This is a genomic window from Curtobacterium sp. P97, from assembly GCF_023712445.1.
Lineage (GTDB): Bacteria > Actinomycetota > Actinomycetes > Actinomycetales > Microbacteriaceae > Curtobacterium.
Genome location: NZ_JAMAYF010000008.1, coordinates 103,099 through 119,869, shown reverse-complemented (window position 1 = coordinate 119,869; position 16,771 = coordinate 103,099). Strand labels below are relative to the sequence as shown.

General features: G+C 72.0%; 10 protein-coding genes. 6 read left to right on the top strand and 4 right to left on the bottom strand.

The window, feature by feature from the left end:
• Window positions 1–23: 23 nt before the first annotated feature.
• Window positions 24–2,114 carry a hypothetical protein gene (locus tag M3677_RS10440; RefSeq protein WP_251160491.1) on the bottom strand — a complete coding sequence of 697 codons (2,091 nt, stop codon included), beginning with the start codon at window positions 2,112–2,114 and terminating at the stop codon, window positions 24–26.
• A gap of 151 nt (window positions 2,115–2,265) precedes the next feature.
• On the bottom strand, window positions 2,266–3,096 hold the full coding sequence (locus M3677_RS10435; RefSeq protein WP_251160490.1) for an aldo/keto reductase: 831 nt from the start codon (window positions 3,094–3,096) through the stop codon (window positions 2,266–2,268).
• Window positions 3,097–3,228: 132 nt separating this feature from the next.
• Between M3677_RS10435 and M3677_RS10430 the strand changes: the two genes are divergently transcribed.
• Window positions 3,229–7,461, top strand: a complete 4,233-nt coding sequence (locus M3677_RS10430) for a hypothetical protein (protein WP_251160489.1) — start codon at window positions 3,229–3,231, stop codon at window positions 7,459–7,461.
• Between the two features lie 57 nt (window positions 7,462–7,518).
• Here the strand turns inward: M3677_RS10430 and M3677_RS10425 are convergent, their stop codons facing one another.
• The gene (locus tag M3677_RS10425) at window positions 7,519–7,917 is read right to left on the bottom strand and encodes a pilus assembly protein CpaE (RefSeq protein WP_251160488.1); all 399 of its coding nucleotides are present in this window, start codon (window positions 7,915–7,917) and stop codon (window positions 7,519–7,521) included.
• 318 nt (window positions 7,918–8,235) lie between these two features.
• Here M3677_RS10425 and M3677_RS10420 point away from each other — a divergent pair, with 318 nt between their 5' ends.
• Together M3677_RS10420 and tatA are read left to right on the top strand one after the other, a co-directional pair.
• Window positions 8,236–10,980 carry a glycoside hydrolase family 2 protein gene (locus tag M3677_RS10420; RefSeq protein WP_251160487.1) on the top strand — a complete coding sequence of 915 codons (2,745 nt, stop codon included), beginning with the start codon at window positions 8,236–8,238 and terminating at the stop codon, window positions 10,978–10,980.
• 255 nt (window positions 10,981–11,235) lie between these two features.
• Window positions 11,236–11,523 (top strand): twin-arginine translocase TatA/TatE family subunit, encoded by a 288-nt coding sequence (tatA, locus tag M3677_RS10415; protein WP_251160523.1) that lies wholly within the window; start codon window positions 11,236–11,238, stop codon window positions 11,521–11,523.
• Between the two features lie 101 nt (window positions 11,524–11,624).
• Here the strand turns inward: tatA and M3677_RS10410 are convergent, their stop codons facing one another.
• On the bottom strand, window positions 11,625–12,812 hold the full coding sequence (locus M3677_RS10410; protein WP_251160486.1) for a heparan-alpha-glucosaminide N-acetyltransferase domain-containing protein: 1,188 nt from the start codon (window positions 12,810–12,812) through the stop codon (window positions 11,625–11,627).
• A gap of 77 nt (window positions 12,813–12,889) precedes the next feature.
• Between M3677_RS10410 and M3677_RS10405 the strand changes: the two genes are divergently transcribed.
• From M3677_RS10405 to M3677_RS18075, 3 genes are all read left to right on the top strand, one after another.
• The gene (locus M3677_RS10405; RefSeq protein ID WP_251160485.1) at window positions 12,890–14,284 is read left to right on the top strand and encodes an MFS transporter; all 1,395 of its coding nucleotides are present in this window, start codon (window positions 12,890–12,892) and stop codon (window positions 14,282–14,284) included.
• Between the two features lie 53 nt (window positions 14,285–14,337).
• Window positions 14,338–16,506 (top strand): ATP-dependent Clp protease ATP-binding subunit, encoded by a 2,169-nt coding sequence (locus M3677_RS10400; RefSeq protein WP_081984593.1) that lies wholly within the window; start codon window positions 14,338–14,340, stop codon window positions 16,504–16,506.
• Between the two features lie 136 nt (window positions 16,507–16,642).
• Window positions 16,643–16,765 carry a hypothetical protein gene (locus M3677_RS18075; RefSeq protein WP_271826999.1) on the top strand — a complete coding sequence of 41 codons (123 nt, stop codon included), beginning with the start codon at window positions 16,643–16,645 and terminating at the stop codon, window positions 16,763–16,765.
• The last annotated feature ends 6 nt before the right edge of the window (window positions 16,766–16,771 follow it).

Genomic DNA, 16,771 nt, shown 5'->3' with positions numbered 1-16,771 from the left:
CCGTCGTGCGCGAGCGGTCGGGCTCAGATGTGCACGGACACCTGGGTCTGCTTGCCGCCGGCGGTCACGGTGATCACGTGGTCACCCTTCGCGAGACCGGACAGGGAGAGCTTGCCCTCGCCGTCGGCCTTGATCGCGCCCGCCGCGAGCTGCTGCTCGCCCTCGTGGGCCTGCAGGCCGGCGATGCCGGTGGGGAGGCCCCACACGGTGATCTGCGCGGTGCCGAAGAGGGCGCTGGTGCTCGTGACCTGGGCCTCGAGCTGGTCGGCGGCGTGGTCGCCGTTGCCGATCGTGAGCGTGCGCTCGACCTGCTCGCCGTCGATCGTGGCGGTCGCGGTGACGACCGTGGTGAGCTTCTTCGGAGCGGTCACGACGACCTGGGCCGCTTCCTCGTCGCCGAGGGTCACCGTCTTGGTCTCGCCGTTGGCCGCGACGGTCACCTCGGTGCCCTTCGGGCCGAGGACGTCCACGGCGACCTGGCTGTCGCTGATGCGGGTCGAGTCGACGGCGAACGCGGTGTCGGACGCGCCGTCACCCGGCTCCTCGGTGCCGCTGCCGTCGCCGGGCTGCTCGGTGCCGTCACCGGGCTGCTCGGTGCCTTCGCCGGGCTGCTCGGTGCCGTCGCCGGGCTGCTCGGTGCCGCTGCCGTCACCGGGCTGCTCGGTGCCCTCGCCGGGCGCCGAGTAGGTGAGGACGTAGTCCGAGCTGGTCCAGGCGCCCGTACGGCTCTCGAAGAGGAAGTGCAGGTCGTTCTCGCCCTCGTGCAGGTCGCGGGAGAAGGCCAGCGTGAACTCGCCGTCGGCGTTCGCACGCCCCGACGCGTAGGTGCGGCCGTTCGCGTCTTCCAGGTCCACCGGGCTGTAGGCGCGGACGCCGGAGCCGGAGATGGCGGGACGTGCCTCGTGAACGGTCGATCCGCTCGCCAGGGCCGGCTCGAAGGTCGAGGACTTCGGCGTGTAGGTGATGTCGAGTCGCTGGCGCTCGACCCAGTCGCCGTTCGCCTGCTGGAAGCGGACGACGAGCCGGTTCTCGCCCTTGTTGAGCGAGCCTTCCAGCTTGGTGGACCAATGCCCGTGCTCGTCGGCGGTGGCGACGCCGAGCGCCGGGCCGGTGATCCCGCCGATGCTCACCGAGCCGCCGGGACGGGCGGTGCCCTCGAACGTCGGCTGCGAGGTGCGGACCTCGTCACCGTCGTGCAGGTTCGTCACGGCCTCGACCGGGGACTGCCCCTCGCCGGGCTGCTCGCCGCCGCCCTGTTCGCCGTCACCCTGACCGGTGCCCGGCTGCTCGCCGCCGCCCTGCTGGCCGTCACCCTGACCGGCGCCCGGCTGCTCGCCGCCGTCCTGCTGGCCGTCGCCCGGCTGCTCGCCGTCGCCGGGCTGCGTGCTGCCGGTGTCGACCGGGGCCCAGTTGCTCACGGCGAACAGGTCGTGGTTCGGGGTGCTGGCCGGGATCGCGTCGTTCACGGCGCGGAGCGCGGCCTGCTCGGCGGCGGCACCGCCCGGGATCGTGATCTCGAAGCGGCCGTCGGCGCCGGTCGGGGCGCTCGCCACGATCGACCCCCGGTCGAGCGATGCCTCGACGCGCACGTCGCGGTTCGCGGTGCCACGGACGACCAGGTCGTCGCCCTTCCGGTCGACGGACGAGACGACCGGGTCGGCGGCGTAGGCGTCGAGCTGTGCCTGGTCCGGAGCGCTGTGGTGCCCGTCCGCCTTGACGACCGCGGCGGTGATGACCTGCGGACCCGACGGCAGGACGGCGAGGTCGCAGGTGTAGAGGTGCTGGTTCGCCGGGGTGTTGTGCCCGGTGCAGAGCAGGTGGCCCTGCTGGTCGACGACCTTGAGCGAGCCCTTCGAGACCGAGCTCGTGACGGCGACGGACGGGGTTGCGCGGCTCGCTTCGAAGACGCTGAGCCCGTCACGCTCGCCGGTGCTCCGCGCCCCCTGGACCTCGTTGATGCCGGTGAAGCTGTCGGCGATGGGTCGCTCGTGCGTCGCGCCAGGGATCGTCGGGAGGTCGGGTGCCGCGTTGGCGGCCATTGCGACGACGAAACCCGACGAGGTGAGGACGAGTCCGAGTGCCGCCCCGGTGGCGGTACGGGTGATCTTGCGCATGGGTTCCTTTCGGTGGGATCCGACCAGTGACAGTGCGGATGAGCACCCATGTTGTATTTCGCATACTGAAACTATTCCGGGTGTGAGCGATACCCCGTGCACGACGAAGCGCCCCGCCGGTGGCGGGGCGCTTCGTCGACGTGACTTCGAATCAGGCGGGGACGTAGTCGAACGTGTCGGGGTCCGGGCCCGTGCGGTGGCCCTTGTCGAGCGACGTGATCGCCGTGATGTCGTCGTCGGAGAGCTCGAAGTCGAAGATCGCGAAGTTCTCCTCGACCCGTGAGCGCGTGACCGACTTCGGGAAGACGATGTCGCCGCGCTGGATGTGCCAGCGGAGGACGACCTGCGCCGGGGTCTTGCCCGTGGCGCCGGCGATGCGGGTGATGGTCTCGTCGTCGAGCACGAGGCCCTGAGCGATCGGGGACCAGGCCTCGGTCGCGATGCCGTGCTCGGTGCCGTATGCGCGGAGCTCGTCCTGCACGAGGTACGGGTGCACCTCGATCTGGTTGACGGCCGGGGTGATCGTCGTCTCGGCGGCCAGGCGGTTGAGGTGGTGCGCCTGGAAGTTGCTCACGCCGATCGAGCGGGCGGTGCCGGCGTGGTAGAGCTCCTCCATCGCCTTCCAGGTCGGGACGAAGTCCGTCACGGTCGGCAGCGGCCAGTGGATGAGGAAGAGGTCCGTGTACCCGCCGAGCAGGTCGGCCGACTTCTTGCCGTTCTCGGCGGCGAGGGCCGGGTCGTGGAAGCCGTTGTTGAGCTTCGACGTGACGAAGATCTCCTCGCGCGGGATGCCGGACGCCTCGATGGCCTCGCCGACCTCCTTCTCGTTGCCGTACATCTCGGCGGTGTCGATGTGGCGGTAGCCGACCTCGAGTGCGGTGAGGGTCGCTTCCTTCGTGTTCTCGGGCTCGATCTGGAAGACGCCGAAGCCGAGCTGCGGGATGGTCTTGCCGTCGTTCAGGGTGATGTTCGGAACGGTCATGACGCCATGCAACCAAACGACTTCCAGAGCACGTGCCGGGAACATCCAGGGACGATCCTCCAGCCCCAGCTCTTGCGGGCGTATACAACGTGCGACATACTGATATGCGCTCATCCCGAACCAGGAGGACCTTTGCTCACTCGATCACGGGGGCGTTCGTCCCTGCCCGCTCTCTCTGCGTCCCTGTCCGCGACCGCACTCGCCGCCGTCGTCGCATCGACGCTGGGCACCGTCGTCCCGGCTGCGGCAGCCCCCGCTGACCCGGCCTCCGCGGGGCGCGGGCTGGCCCGCACCGCGCTCGACCCCCGCCCGTTGTTCGTCGAGGACTTCGAGAACGGTCTCGGCACGACACCGATCATGCTCGACCAGTACGTCGGCAGCGACGGCGGGACCTACACGGCCGACCGAGCCTGGATCGATGCCTCACAGTGCAACGGCATCATCACGAGTGCCGAGAGCACGAACATGGCCGGGTGCTCCAGCAACGCACAGCTCCGAGCCCTCGGTGAGGTCCTCGGCAAGGTCGCCGACCCCGAGTCCGACGGGCTTCGGAACCACGTGATCAGCGCGTGGACGTCCTCGCGTGACCTGCCCCGCGACGGCGTGCAGATCGAGTCGAAGGACGCGTTCTCCCTGGGCGCGAGCGGGCGCTTCGTGTCGTTCGGCGTCAACGCGGCGGCCGGCGCCTGCGCGAACTACGCGCACCCGCTGCTCGACTTCCGGCTCGTCGACGGCAACGAGGAGCACTCGGTGTCGGATCGGCCCATCGACCCGTGCGACGACGAGCGCTCGGCGAGCTACACGGTCAACGGTGCGACGTACCGTGGCGGCGAGTTCGTCTCGAGCGGCGGCGTGCTCTTCCAGGGCGAGCAGCTGCGTTGGCGGCTCGTCAACAAGCAGACCTCCTACAGCGGCAACGACGGTGCCATCGACCGGGTGACGATCGTCGACTCGACCCCGACGCTCGCCAACGCCTTCGCGGGCACGCCGATCGTCGGCGACACGGCGCGGATGTCGCTGCGGGTCGTGAACACCTCGGAGAAGGGCGGGAAGCCCGGTTGGTCGTTCTCGGAGCGCCTCCCCGACGGGCTGACCGTCGCCGACGACGCGAAGGTCGAGACCACCTGCGCGAACGCCGACACGGACGTCGCCGGTGGTGCGACGGCGGTGTCGGTCCGCGGCGACCTGGCCATCGACTCGGCTGACTGCACGGTCTCCTTCGACGTCATCGCGACGACGCCAGGGACCTACACGGTGTCCTCGTCCGACGTCGCACAGACGAAGGGCCTCGACGTCGCCGTCGACTCCTCGGTGACCTTCCTGCCCGAGGACAACGTGCTCGAGGCATCCGAGCGCGCGGAACTGACCGGCGGCAACGGTGACGCGGTGGCGGACCTCGGAGAGTCGGTCACGTTCGTCACGACCGTCCGGAACGCGGGCAACGTCACGGTCCGCGACCTCGCGGCCACCGGCCAGGCCGACGAGGGCGCCTGCGCCGTGCGTGAGCTCGCGCCGGGCGCACAGACGGAGTGCGCGGAGCCGGCGCGGCCCGTCACCCAGGACGACATCGACGCGGGGTCGGTCACCGACGCCGTGTCGGTGCACGCGTCCTCTCGACTCGGGCAGGACGTGACGGCGACGGCCTCCGCATCCGTCGCCGCGACGGCCGGACAGCCGGCTGCCGACCTGACCGTCACCTCGAAGGCCGTCGGGCGACCCGGCGTCGGCGACGAGATCGGCCTGGAGGCGCGGGTCACCAACACGGGGAACGTCTCGATCACGGACCTCGAGGTCACCATCGCGGACCGCCCCGGGTTCCGTGCGACCTGCCCGGACGGCCCGCTCGCCCCGGGTGCGTCGATCGACTGCACCGTCGAGGGGTCCCACACGGTGACCCAGGCGGATGTGGACACGGGCTCGGTCGCCTTCGCCGCGGCGCTGCACGGCACCGGCGCGACCGGCGGCACGGTGAGCTCCGACGCTGCGACGACCCAGGACACCGTGGCGCAGGCGCCGGCCGTCGACTCCGTCCTGACGTCGGCCGTGCAGTCGCAGGATGGCCGTCCGGCGGTGGGCGACGGGATCACGTCGACCCTCGTCGTGGAGAACACCGGCAACGTCACGCTGTCCGACCTCGTCGCGGTGATCGCCGACCACGGCGGACTCCCGGTGGAGTGCCCGCCCGGACCGCTCGCCCCCGGCGAGGACGTCGAGTGCACCGTCGAGGACGGTGCACTCACCCAGGCGGACATCGACCGCGGCGCGGTGGACCTGACCGCCGAGGTGACCGCGCGCGGCCCGAAGGGCCAGGACGTCGCGGCATCGGACACGTCCTCGGTCACGATCGACCAGCTCCGCGGCGTCACCGCTGTCGCACACGCCGCACTCGTCGACGAGGGCTCTGCACCGCGGGCCGGCGACCACGTCGCGCTGGACGTCCTCGTCCGCAACAGCGGGAACGTCACGCTCTCCGACCTGGCGGTCGAGGTGGACGGCCGCGAGCTCGCATCCGAGTGCCCTGAGGGCACCCTCGCGCCCGGGGCCGAGGTGACGTGCACGATCGACGACCACGAGCTCACCCAGGACGAGGTCGACGCCGGCATGGTCGAACTCGCCGTGACGGTGCGTGCGACCGGTCCCGACGGACGCGAGGCCTCCGCGGCGGACACCGCAGCCGTCTCGCTCGCCCGGGTGCCCGCGGTGTCGACGACCGCGACGAGCGTCCTCGACGCGAACGAGCACGAGGTGCCCCTCGCCGGCGACACGGCGACGGTCGAGATGACGGTGCGCAACACCGGCAACGTCACGGTCACGGGTGTCCGCGGAACGGTCGTCGACCGCGACGACCTGGACGTCGACTGCGTCACCGACGCGCTCGCCCCCGGCGCCGAGACCACCTGTTCCGTGTCGCAGTACGCCCTGACGCAGGCCGACATCGACGCTGGATCCGTCCGTTTCGACACGAAGGCCGCAGCGACCGGCACGAACAAGCAGCGAGCCGAAGCAACCGGGGACACGACGCTGTCCGTCGTCCGGGCTCCGGCGATCGACACGAACGCGACCGCGAAGGTCGTCGACGGCGCACACGCGACGCCCGTCGCCGGGGACGAGGTCGAGGCCTCGCTCCGGGTGCGCAACACCGGCAACGTCACGGTGCACGGCCTGACGGCGGCGGTCGACGACCGCGAGGACCTCGCCGTCACCTGCGCCGACGACACGCTGGCCCCGGGAGCCGAGGCCGCCTGCACGGTGGCGCGGTACCGCCTGTCCCAGGCGGACGTCGATGCCGGCCGGGTCGACTTCGCGTTCGCCGCGACGGCCACCGGGACGGATGACCGTCGTGTGACTGCGTCGACGCGAGCCGGTACCGACATCGACCGGACTCCCGCCGTGGACGTGCAGGTGCTCGCGCACCTCGCCGGGAACGACTCCTCCGCGCCGCGCGCCGGTGACCACGTCGCAGTCGGCGTGCGGGTGACCAACACCGGTACCGTGACGCTCGGGTCGGTCACGAGCGAGGTCGTCGAGCTGGCCGACCTCCCCGTCGAATGCGGCACGGAGCCGCTCGCCCCGGGGGCGTCCGTCGACTGCACCGCTCCGGACCACGTCCTCGACCAGGCCGACGTCGAGCGCGGACAGGTGACCGTCGCTGCGGTCGTCGACGCCGTGGGTCCGGACGCACTGACCGCGAACGGCCGGGACGAGGTCCGCGTCGGGCTCACCGCCGCGAGCGCACTCGACCTGACCGCGGAGCCCGTGGTCGAGGACCGCGCGGGGCAGCTCGTCGCGCTGGACGACGACCGGGTGCTCCGTCCGGGCGACCAGGTGCGTGTCCACTACACCGTGGTCAACACCGGCAACCTGACGGCCGAGCACATCGCGCCGCAGGACGGCTCGGTCGCGATGGACCTCGAGCAGACCGCCCTCGAGCCGGGGGCCCGGACGACCGCGACGTCGGCGCCGCACACGGTGACCGACGCGGAGGCAGCGGCCGGCGAGGTCGTGATCGTCGGTCAGGTCACCGGGACGGTCGCGCGGGCGGACGGCGACACCGTCGTGGAGAGTGACGTGACCACCCAGCAGACCGGAGGCACCAGCACGTTCGCCGGAACCGGGATCGCGACCGGGGCCGTAGGCGGGTCCGCGACCACAGGAGCAGCACCGCAGGGCGCCGAGGTCTCGTCGGAGCGGGTGCGGACGATCGTCCGAGCGGAGCCGACGCCGATCGAGCTCGCCTTCACCGGTTCCTCGGTCCTCGCGGTCGCGCTGCCCGCAGCGATCGTGCTCCTGCTCGGAGGCGCGGTGCTCCTGGTGTGGATCCGCCGCAGCCGTCGGGAGGACTCGGTGACGCCCACGGACGACTGAGCGAAACGCGATGACGTGACCGCCCCGACCGGCCTCAGCGCCGGCCGGGGCGGTCCGTCAGGCGAGTGCGGCCGTGATGTACGCGAGCAGTGCGTCCCCGTACGCCTCGGCCGCGTCCGCGCTCCGGAACTCCCGGGCGACCCCGTCGATCGTCGCCGTCACGACGAACCCGGCGGCGAGCGACACGAACGCCGGTCCGAGCAGGTCGCGCAGCTGGTCCTCCCGCGGGAGCCAGAGCGACTCGGACGCCTCGACCGAGTCGAGCGCCCACTCCGTCGTCCCGTTGAAGCCGAGCGAGGTGCCGCTGGGGTGGTCGTGCCGCTCCACCGTCATCTCGGAGACGGTGTAGACGTCGTCGTCGACCCCGGGCTTGTCGATGACGAACCGGTCGCCCGTCCCCGGGTGCCAGCGGAGTCCGGCGTCGCGCAGCGACCGGGCGAGTTCGACGGTGATCACCGCACCACCCTGCCACGCAGGGCCGGAGGGCGGACGCGACCCGACGGGGTCCGACGCCGTCAGGACGCGTCGCGCGGTCCGTCGTCGCGGACGTGGTCGCCGGCAAGGTCGACGTACTAGCATCGCCGAGCACCCCCGCGCGCGACGAGCACTCGTCCGCGCGCGCGGACGCGACGACGCCTGGGCGACCGGTGCCGTGCCTCCCGGCCGCTCACGCGACCACGGGCACGACCGCCGGCCGGTGTCACGGTGCCGGGGCGGCCACGAGCCGCCGCCGGGTCCTGTCCGCCCTCCCCGTCCGCCCAGCAAAGGACCCGCATGACCCTCGAGCGCGAGGAACTCCGCGACGACTGGACCGTGGCGATCGCCGGCGACCAGGTGCCGACCGGGGCACCGGCCGGGATCACGGGTCGCACGATCCCCGCCACGGTGCCGGGTCAGGTGCACACGGACCTCGAACGCGAGGGACTCGTCGCGGACCCGACGTTCGACCGCAACGAGGACGGCGCGAAGTGGGTCGGCCGGGCCGACTGGGCCTACCGGCGGACGGTGGACGTCGCACCTCGGGGGCACGAGCGCGTCGACCTGGTGTGCGAGGGGCTCGACACGGTCGCCGAGCTGAGCCTCGACGGCGTGGTCGTCGGCGCCACCCGCAACATGCACCGGCGGTACCGGTTCGACCTCAACGACGTCCCGGGTGCCGCGGGCGACCGCGAGCTCGAGCTGCTCTTCGAGTCGCCGTACCGCGAGGCCGGCCGGGTCGCCGCCCGCGCCGGCTCGATGCCGGGGCCGTACGACGAACCGTTCCCGTACATCCGCAAGCAGGCCTCGAACTTCGGCTGGGACTGGGGCCTGACCGCGGTGACGAGCGGTCCGTGGCGTCCGGTCGCGATCGAGCGCTGGTCCACGGCGCGGCTCGCCGAGGTGAAGCCGCTGGTCGACGTCGAGGCCGGCGAGGGCGTCCTCGACGCGCACGTGCGGGTCGAGCGGTCCGGGATGAACGACCTCGACCAGGACGGTGAGGACGACGACCTCGTGCTCGTCGTCACGGTCGCCGGCCCGACCGTGGACGGCGGGACGACCCGACAGCGCTCCCGGGCGCAGCTGACCCCGAAGGACGACGAGACCGTCGTCACGGTGCGCGTGCCCGAGGTGCGGCGCTGGTGGCCGCGCGGCTACGGCGAGCAGCCCCGGTACGACGTGACCGTCGAGCTGCAGACCGTCGACGGCGAGGTCCTGGACCGTCGGACGGCGAAGACGGGCTTCCGCTCGGCCCGGATCGACACCGCGGACGACGCGATCGGCAAGCCCTTCACCGTCGTGGTGAACAGCACCGTCATCGACGTCCGCGGCGTGAACTGGATCCCGGACGACGTCATCGTGTCGCGGGTGGACCGCGCGCGGACCGCGGACCGGCTCGGCGTCGCCGCGGACCTCGGCGTGAACCTCGTCCGTGTGTGGGGCGGCGGGGTCTACGAGTCCGACGACTTCTACGACGTCTGCGACGAGCTCGGCCTGCTCGTCTGGCAGGACTTCGCGTTCGCCTGCTCGGCCTACCCGGAGATCGAGCCGATCCGCAGCGAGGTCATCGCCGAGGCCCGGGACAACGTCGCCCGCCTCGCCGGGCACCCGTCGCTCGTCGTCTGGAACGGCAACAACGAGAACATCTGGCTGCACGACGCCGACGGCTGGGCCGAGGAGCTCGGTGACCGCGGCTGGGGCCTCGACTACTACCTCGACCTGCTGCCGACGATCGTCGACGCGGTCGACCCGTCGCGCTTCTACACGGTCGCCTCACCGTGGTCGGGGTCGGAGAGCCTGCCCGCGAACCACGTCGACCACGAGACGCACCACTCGTGGGACGTCTGGAACCGCCTGTCGGACGACCACTACCGCGACTCGGTGCCGCGGTTCGTCTCCGAGTTCGGGTGGCAGGCTCCGCCCGCGTGGCGCACGCTCCGCGATGCGGTCTCCGACGAGCCGATGCGCGTCGACTCGCCCGGGGTGGTCCACCACCAGAAGGCCGACGACGGCATGGGCAAGCTCGCGCGCGGCATCGCGCCGCGCTTCGGTGCCGTCGATCCGGCCGAGTTCGACCGCTGGCACTACCTGACGCAGCTGCAGCAGACGCGGGCCGTCGCGACCGGCGTCGAGCACTGGCGGACGCACTGGCCGCGGAACACCGGGGTCGTCGTCTGGCAGCTCAACGACCTGTGGCCGGTGGCGTCGTGGTCCGCGATCGACTCCGCGGGGCGGCTCAAGCCGCTCGCCCACGAGCTGCGTCGGCTGTACGACGACGTCCTGCTGGCGATCCGGCCCGTCGTGCGTCCGTCCGCTGACGACGACGCGGTTCCGACGTCGTCCGGAGACCGGCCTGGAGGCGCGGACCACGTCGGCACGTCGGCTCCCCTCGACGGGGCAGCCGGGACCGCCGCGAGCACCGGTACCGCCGACGGCGCCTCCGAGTCCGGAGGGCTCGTCGACACGCTGTCGCTCGGGGTGTCGCCCGGGTCGTTCGGGCACTCGCCCGTCGAGATCGCGGTGCGGTCCTCCCGCGGCGGTCGCGACAGCGTGGTGCGGGTCCGGCGCATGCACGTGTCCGGCAGGATCCTCGCCGAGGTCACGCTGCCCGTCCGGCTGTCGGAGGCCGGCGTCGCCGTCGTCGACCTGCCCGAGTCGGTCGGCGTCCTGGACGACCCGACGCGTGAGCTCGTCGTGGCGGACATGGACTGGCGTCGTGCGGTCTGGACCGCGTCGCCGGACAAGGACGTGCAGTGGGAGCCGGCGCGGTACCGCACGACGGTCGCCCCCGCGGCCGACGGTGACGGACACGACCTGGTCGTCGAGGCCGAGTCGCTCGTGCGGGACCTGCTCGTGCAGCCGGACCGCATCGCGCCGACCGGCACCGTCGACCGCGGCTTCATGACGCTGCTGCCGGGGGAGCGCGTGGGCTTCCGGGTCCGCGGGCTGTCCGACGCCGAGGTTGCTCGCCTGACGGAGGGCGCGGCGCTCTGGTCGCTCGACGACGCCCTCCTCGATCCGGAGCGTCGCACTCTGGACTGATATACTGGACGTGTCCGGTGTCACCACCGGTACGGCCGCGCCTTGACCCGCGGTCGCAACAGCGCGCCCCCGGAGAGCAACGGCCTCCGGGGGTGCTGCCATGTCGTCCGGTGCAGCCTGTGCGAACGGTGTCCGTTCCGGCTCCCGCCTGGGCTTCCGGTCGGGTGCGGGTTACGATGATCGGACGACGGACTTCCGCCCTCCCGGTCGACGATGACCGGACGGGCGTCGCCAGACCCAGAACAAGGAGACATGATGCTCGGAAACCTGACGGGGATCCACCTGCTGATCATCCTCGGGATCATCATCCTGCTGTTCGGTGCCACCAAGCTCCCGGCGCTCGCCAAGGGCCTGGGCCAGTCGATCAACATCTTCAAGAAGGAGATGGGCGACGACAAGAAGAAGAACGACGACGGCACCGTGAACACGGCGACGACCGGTCCGACCGTGCAGAACACGGCGCAGCCGACCGCGCAGCCCGTCGTCAACCCCGGCCCCTCGGTGCAGCCCGACGTGCACTCGACCGCCGAGCCCAAGACCTAGGACACCCAGCCCCGTCCTGTCGGCAGCCCCCGCGACCACTCTGGTCGCGGGGGCTTCGGCGTTCGGGCGACGTCCTGCTCCGGCCCTGGTCCTGCTCGACGTCAGGACGTCGTGGTCGGTGGATCGTCGAGTGCTCGGGCGGCACGTCGGGTGAGCGCCTCGAGGGGACCCCGACGCCCGGAGCGGTGGACGAGCAGTGCGGCGACGACGGCGGCCACGAGGAGGACGACGAAGGGCCCCCACCCGCCGAGTGCCGGCAGCGGGTCCGGTTCGCCCGATCGCGACCAGACGCCGACGGCCAGGACGTGCGCGCAGTAGAGCGTCAGCGCGAGACGGCCGACGGCGCTGAGCGGGAGCAGGACCGTCGGGGCGTACCGACCGAGGAGCCCGAGCGCAGCCAGCACTGCGAGGGCGATGCCGAGGGCTCCGACGAGCTCGAAGGTCGACCCGGCGTGCGGGGTGACGTCGAGCAGGCGTGCCCAGTCGATCCGCGGGAAGGGCGGGTTCTGGGCGACGATGCCGGGGCCGCCCTCCGGGACGGCGGGCGCCACCGGCGCGGAGCCGCTGCCGCTGCCGCTGTCCCCGCCTCCGCCGACGGGGATCATCGTCCCGACCGGTCCCGTGATGCCGAGTGCGGTGCCGATCGCGGCTCCGGCTCCGTACCCGGTCGCGGCGAGCCCGACACCCACCAGGAGCACCCGGCGCAGGACGTCGGCGCGGCCGAGCCCGAGTCGAGCCACGAGCACGCCCGCGAGGACGACCCCGAACCACGACACGGCGGGGTACCCGGTGAAGAGCAGCCCCGCGGTGCTGCTGCCGCCGGTCATCTCGACGACGGCCTGTCCGACGAGGGCGAGCACGGGACCGACCACGAGGGCGAGCACGGCGGCGAGGACGACCCAGCGGAGCCGGAGCCGCAGGAACGGCAGCGCGGCGACGAACAGCACGGCGTAGGTCGGCAGGATGACGAGCACGCCTCCGGGCACCAGGGTCAGGAGCCCGCCGATCGCCAGGAGCGTCGCGGCACGGGCGAGGACGTGCCGTCGGTCGCGGACCCGACCGGCCGGCCCCGGACCTGTGGTGAGCAGGACCAGGGAGGCCCCGGCGCAGAGCGCGAACAGGATCGCGGACCGGCCGTTCACCAGGTCCGGCCAGCTCGCCGGGTCCGACCAGTCGAAGAGCGTGTCCGCCGCTCCGACGTGGGCGGCGAACATGCCGAGGACGGCGAGCCCGCGAGCGGCGTCGAGGCCGGCGAGACGTGGACGAGTGGGGGCGTTGACATGTTGCATGTCGACGATGCTCGCGAGCGCGCTGTTTCGTCGGCGCAACCGGTCGCCGGATCACTCCGACGAGGAGGATGGGGCGCATGACCGCTCCGGCCGCAACGGCCCCGCTCCGTGACGACCGCCGGGTGGTCCTCGTGGTCGCGATCCTCGCGTCCTTCGTCGTCGGGCTCGACTCGAGCGTCGTCAACGTCGCCCTGCCCGCGATCCGCCGGGAGCTCGGTGGTGGTCTCGTCGTGCAGCAGTGGACCGTCGACGCCTACCTGGTCACGCTCGGCTCGTTGATCCTGGTCGCCGGCTCACTCTCGGACCTGTTCGGCCGGGTCCGGATCATCCGGTGGGGCCTGGTCGTCTTCGGTGTCGCCTCGGTGGTGTGCGCGATCGCGCCGACGGGCGAGGTCCTGGTCGTCGCCCGTGCGTTCCAGGGCGTCGGCGGGGCGCTCGTGACCCCGAGCGCCCTGGCGCTCATCGTCGCGGCGTTCCGGGGCGCCGCGCAGGCGAAGGCCATCGGGTCGTGGACGGCCTGGTCGAGCGCCGCGTCCATCCTCGGACCGGTCGTCGGCGGGTTGATCGTCGACGGCATCGGCTGGCGCTGGATCTTCGTGGTGACGGCCGTGCCGATCGCGGTGACGATCCCCCTGGTCCGGCGGATCTCCGGCGACGTGGTCACCGGTGACCGCCCGCGGGTGGACGTCGTCGGCGCGGTGCTCGCCGTGGTCGGGGTCGGCGGTGTCGTCCTCGGCCTGATCGAGCAGGAGCGCCTGGGGTGGGGCGCGCCGGTCGTCGTCGCCGCGCTCGTGCTCGGCACGGCGTCCCTCGTGGCGTTCGTGCCGTGGGAGCTCCGCGTGACCCGGACCGCCGGCTCGCCCCTGGTGCCGCTGGAGCTGTTCCGCGCGCGCAACTTCACGGTCGGCAACCTGGCGACGCTCTCGATCTACGGGGCGCTCGGGATGGTGTTCTTCGTCGTGACCCTGTTCCTGCAGGAGGTCTGGGACTTCCCCGCGTGGGTCGCCGGACTCGCGACGTTGCCGCCGACGCTGATGCTCCTGGCGCTGTCCACCACGGTCGGGTCGTTCTCCGGTCGGTACGGTCCACGGTGGTTCATGGCTGCCGGGCCGGCCGTCGCCGCGGTCGGCGCGCTGCTGATGCTGCTCGCCGGCGACGACCCGGCGGGCTACTGGTGGTCGGTGCTGCCCGGGCTGGTGCTGATCGGCGCGGGGATCGCGACCATGGTGACGCCGTTGACGAGTGCCGTCCTCGGGTCGGTGCCGCAGACGGAGGCCGGTGCCGGGTCCGCCGTGAACAACGCGGTCGCCCGCATCGCCGGGCTGGTGACGGTGGCCCTGGCGGGCGTCGTCCTGGGTGGCGGGGTGAGCGTCGACGGGTTGCACCGCGCGATGGTCGTGATGGCGCTGCTGCTCGCCGCCGGCGCCGTCGTCAGCGCGGTCGGGATCCGGAATGCACCGCTGCGCTCGTAAGTTGAGTGCAGTAGACTCAAGTACATCACCACCGCACGGAAAGGACGGACCGCATGGCGAACCTCCAGGGCGCCCCAGACTCGCAGGAACGGCAGAAGACCGCCCTCGAGCAGTACGGCGTCGACCTCACCGCGATCGCGCGGAGCGGCAAGCTCGACCCGGTGATCGGTCGTGACGCCGAGATCCGCCGTGTCTCCCAGGTGCTGACGCGGCGGACCAAGAACAACCCTGTGCTCATCGGTGAGCCCGGTGTCGGCAAGACCGCCGTGGTCGAGGGTCTCGCGCAGCGCATCGTCGCCGGCGACGTCGCCGACTCACTGAAGGACAAGCGGCTCGTGTCGCTCGACATGTCCGCACTCATCGCCGGCGCGAAGTACCGCGGCGAGTTCGAGGAGCGGCTCAAGGCCGTCCTCAAGGAGATCGACGACTCCGACGGTCAGGTCATCACGTTCATCGACGAGCTGCACACGCTGATGGGGGCCGGCGGCGGTGAAGGCTCCGTCGCGGCGTCGAACATGCTCAAGCCGATGCTCGCCCGCGGTGAACTGCGGCTGATCGGCGCGACGACGCTCGACGAGTACCGCGAGTACATCGAGAAGGACGCCGCGCTCGAGCGCCGCTTCCAGCAGGTGTTCGTGGGGGAGCCGAGCGTCGAGGACACCGTGGCGATCCTCCGCGGGCTCAAGGAGCGGTACGAGGCGCACCACAAGGTGACCATCAACGACTCCGCCCTGGTCGCCGCCGCGAGCCTGTCGAACCGGTACATCTCGGGGCGACAGCTCCCCGACAAGGCGATCGACCTCATCGACGAGGCCGCCAGCCGACTGCGCATGGAGATCGACTCGAGCCCCGTCGAGATCGACGAGCTCAAGCGCAGCGTGGACCGGCTGCGCGTCGAGGAGTTCGCGCTGAAGCAGGAGAAGGACGACGCGTCGAAGGCGCGGCTGGCGACCCTGCGCGCGGAGCTCGCCGGGCGCCAGGAGCGGCTCGACGAGCTCGAGCAGCGCTGGCAGGCCGAGCGGGCGAGCCTCAACCGCATCGGCGAGCTCAAGCAGCAGCTCGACGAGCTGAACATGCGCAGCCAGCGCGCGCAGCGGGAGGCGCAGTACGAGACGGTGTCGCGCATCGAGTACGGCGAGAAGCCCCGGATCGAGGCCGAGCTCGCGGCGGCCGAGCAGGCCGAGAGCGCCGACCGCATGGTGAACGACAGCGTCACGGACGAGGACATCGCCGCCGTGATCGCGCAGTGGACGGGCATCCCGATGGGGCGCCTGCTGCAGGGCGAGACCGAGAAGCTCCTGCACCTGGAGACCGAGCTCGGCCGTCGGATCATCGGGCAGCGCGCCGCGGTGTCCACCGTGTCCGAGGCGGTGCGTCGCACCCGCGCCGGCATCTCCGACCCGGACCGCCCGACGGGCTCGTTCCTGTTCCTCGGTCCCACCGGCGTCGGCAAGACCGAGCTCGCCAAGGCGCTCGCCGAGTTCCTGTTCGACGACGAGAAGGCCCTCGTCCGCATCGACATGAGCGAGTACGGCGAGAAGCACTCGGTCGCTCGGCTCATCGGTGCCCCGCCCGGGTACGTCGGGTACGAGGCCGGCGGGCAGCTCACCGAGACCGTCCGGCGCCGCCCGTACTCGGTGGTGCTGCTCGACGAGGTCGAGAAGGCGCACCCCGAGGTGTTCGACGTCCTGCTCCAGGTGCTCGACGACGGACGCCTGACGGACGGGCAGGGGCGCACGGTCGACTTCCGGAACACGATCATGGTCCTGACGTCGAACCTCGGATCGCAGTTCATGACCGACCTGACGCTCACGGACGAGCAACGGGACGAGGCCGTGCGTGAGCTCGTGCAGCAGGCGTTCCGGCCCGAGTTCGTGAACCGTCTCGACGACATCGTCGTGTTCCAGGCGCTCACCACCGACGACCTCGGCCAGATCGTGTCGCTGTACGTCGACCGTCTGGCTCGTCGTCTGTCGGACCGCCGACTCGAGCTGGCCGTGACGCCGGCGGCGCGCAGCTGGCTCGCCGACCGCGGCTACGACCCCGTCTACGGGGCGAGGCCGCTCCGCCGCCTCATGCAGCGGCAGATCGACGACCGGTTGGCGCGGGCGATCCTGTCCGGGGACGTCCGCGACGGGGACACCGTCCGCGTGGACGTCGCCGCGGGCGGCGACGAGCTGACGGTCGAGCCGTTCGAGCTCGCGGAGATCGTCGAGGAGTAGGTCGCGTCCGCCCCGCGGCAGGGTGCGGCCGGGAGGTCCGGTGCCGGTCCGACGGACCGGCACCGGGCCTCCCGGTCGTTGCGTCGCCCCCGGCAGCGTTACGGCCGCGAAACAATGCACGCGCGACGGTGGTCGCATGGAACCACAGACCGTCGAAACCGTCCCCCTGTTCATCACCCGATCCGCGGAGACGACCGAGTTCGTCGTGCGGTTCGACGAACGGCGGGGGACCGTCCACCTCGACTCAGCGGATTCATAGACATCG

Coding starts and splice junctions, on each gene's coding strand:
- M3677_RS10410 (WP_251160486.1), bottom strand. CDS start 12,812: ATGCAACATGTCAACGCCCCCACTCGTCCACGTCTCGCCGGCCTCGAC.
- tatA (WP_251160523.1), top strand. CDS start 11,236: ATGCTCGGAAACCTGACGGGGATCCACCTGCTGATCATCCTCGGGATC.
- M3677_RS10440 (WP_251160491.1), bottom strand. CDS start 2,114: ATGCGCAAGATCACCCGTACCGCCACCGGGGCGGCACTCGGACTCGTC.
- M3677_RS10420 (WP_251160487.1), top strand. CDS start 8,236: ATGACCCTCGAGCGCGAGGAACTCCGCGACGACTGGACCGTGGCGATC.
- M3677_RS10400 (WP_081984593.1), top strand. CDS start 14,338: ATGGCGAACCTCCAGGGCGCCCCAGACTCGCAGGAACGGCAGAAGACC.
- M3677_RS10405 (WP_251160485.1), top strand. CDS start 12,890: ATGACCGCTCCGGCCGCAACGGCCCCGCTCCGTGACGACCGCCGGGTG.
- M3677_RS18075 (WP_271826999.1), top strand. CDS start 16,643: ATGGAACCACAGACCGTCGAAACCGTCCCCCTGTTCATCACCCGATCC.
- M3677_RS10435 (WP_251160490.1), bottom strand. CDS start 3,096: ATGACCGTTCCGAACATCACCCTGAACGACGGCAAGACCATCCCGCAG.